Annotated in this window: 1 protein-coding gene and 1 pseudogene; both read right to left on the bottom strand. The window is 57.2% G+C overall.

The features are described 5' to 3' along the window. The coding region (locus HMPREF0372_RS05010) for an ABC transporter permease (RefSeq protein ID WP_039996711.1) at window positions 1-644 on the bottom strand (644 nt) is incomplete at its 3' end. A 73-nt stretch (window positions 645-717) separates the two neighbouring features. After that, window positions 718-992 (bottom strand): annotated as a pseudogene (locus HMPREF0372_RS19985) (ABC transporter substrate-binding protein); the annotation flags it as partial.

Below are 992 nucleotides of genomic sequence, written 5' to 3'. Positions count from 1 at the left end.
GTACTCTTCATCAGCATGTAATAGGAGGCCGTGCGCAGGATCACCAGGATCATCAGGGGCAGGGCCATGTGCCACAGGATATCCACTGCCTTTTCCAGCCCCGACAGGCCGCCGGAGGTAATGCCGCTGATGGGAAACAGCCCCATCTGGAACGCAAATACCATCAGAAACAGAATCGCCATGCAGTTGGTTGGAATGGTATTCAGAAAGAGCATAATGGGTGAGGCGATGGTGTCCAGCAGGCCGCCCTTTTTCCACCCCGCCCGCAGGCCCAGCCCTCCGCCCAGTACGGAGGAGAGCACAATGGCGGGTATGGTGAGCAGCAGCGTCCAGCGCATGCGGAACAAAACCGTCTCCAGCACCGGCAGCTTGGTACGGTAAGAATTCCCGAAGTCCAGGTGCAGCGTCTTGTTGAGATAGGTTATGTACTGGACCGGCAGGGGCTTGTCCAATCCATACTCCCGCCGAACCTCCTCAATCACCTCCGGCGCCTCCGCCTCCAGACGGAGATACTCGTCCTCACCGATAATGTGTACCACCGGGTCGCCAGGCATAAACCGGATGAGGATGAAATTGATGGTTATGATACAGAAGATGATAAAAACAGCCTCCACCAGGCGTTTTCCCAGACTCGCAAAGCACAAATAGCGTACCCCCTTCCTTTTTATATACAGAGCAGGGGCGCACGTCTCCGCCGCCCCTGCTCCCGGCCCTTGCTCAGCCGATCGGATGCAGATTGTACCAGGTCTCGCAGTTGATGACGCCCCAGCCGGGGAAGTTCGTCCATCCCTCGTATTTGTCGGTGCGGTAGGGGTAGTAGGCGGTATCCCAGCACAGGGCAATGCCGATGACCTCCTCCGAGGCAATCCTCTGCAGCTCTTTTACCTTGGCCACATAGTCCTCATCCCCCTGGGCGTTGAGCATATCGTTGTAGGCCTGGTCGAAGTCCTCCAGATCGCAGGTGCCCCACATGCTCAGATCGTCATTGAACA

This window comes from Flavonifractor plautii ATCC 29863 (assembly GCF_000239295.1).
Taxonomy (GTDB): domain Bacteria; phylum Bacillota; class Clostridia; order Oscillospirales; family Oscillospiraceae; genus Flavonifractor; species Flavonifractor plautii.
Note: the sequence above shows the minus strand (reverse complement) of the source record. Positions and strands in the feature narration are given on the sequence as shown.